This window comes from Actinomadura sp. BRA 177, assembly GCF_013372625.1.
In the GTDB taxonomy this organism is placed as follows: Bacteria; Actinomycetota; Actinomycetes; order Streptosporangiales; family Streptosporangiaceae; genus Spirillospora.
In genome coordinates this window covers 1-853 of record NZ_JABXFD010000438.1, presented here as the reverse complement: position 1 = coordinate 853, position 853 = coordinate 1, and the positions used below count along the sequence as shown (strand labels likewise).

1 protein-coding gene is annotated in these 853 nt (G+C 70.0%); it reads right to left on the bottom strand.

All coding sequences use genetic code 11. From position 1 onward, the window contains the following. Positions 1 to 62 precede the first annotated feature (62 nt). Complete coding sequence (locus HUX53_RS26340) at positions 63 to 848, bottom strand: tRNA (adenine-N1)-methyltransferase (protein ID WP_176405912.1); 786 nt, start codon at positions 846 to 848, stop codon at positions 63 to 65. Positions 849 to 853 lie beyond the last annotated feature (5 nt).

Below are 853 nucleotides of genomic sequence, written 5' to 3'. Positions count from 1 at the left end.
TGTTCTTTGTTTGTATGTGACGGTGACCGCTGAGATCTACACTTCCCTCTTCGGCGGCAGCGTCAGATGTGTATAGGAGACGGGGTGACGAGGAAGCCGGTGTGGCCGACCATGCGGTGGTCGGGGCGGACGGCGAGGCCGTCGACGTGCCAGGAGCGGAGCATGGTCTCGAAGGCGTAGGGCTCGGCGAAGCTCCCCTGGGCGCGGAGGTCTTCGACGACGCGGGACATCTGGGTGGTGGTGGCGATGTAGGCGCAGACCATGCCGCCGGGGATGAGGGCCTTGGCGACGGCGTCGAGGGTCTCCCAGGGGGCGAGCATGTCGAGGACGACGCGGTCGGCGTCGGTCTCGGTGAGGGCGTGTTCGAGGGAGCCGACGGTGAGGCGCCAGGCGGGGTGGGGGCCGCCGAAGAACTTCTCGACGTTGCCGCGGGCGATGTCGGCGAAGTCGGGGCGGCGCTCGTAGGAGGAGACGAGGCCGTGTTCGCCGACGGCGCGCAGGAGGGAGCAGGTGAGGGCGCCGGATCCGGCGCCGGCCTCGATGACGCGGGCGCCGGGGAAGATGTCGGCCATCGCGATGATCTGGGCGGCGTCCTTGGGGTAGACGACGGCGGCGCCGCGGGGCATGCGGAGGGTGAAGTCGGCGAGGAGGGGGCGGAAGGCGAGGTATTCGGTGCCGCCGGTGGAGCGGAAGACGCTGCCTTCGGGGCTGCCGATGATGTCGTCGTGGGGGACGGAGCCCTTGTGGGAGTGGTAGAGCTTGCCGGGCTGCAGGGTGATGGTGTTGATGCGGCCCTTGGGGTCGGTGAGCTGAACCTGGTCGCCGGGGCGGAAGGGGCCGTGCGGGATGCGGC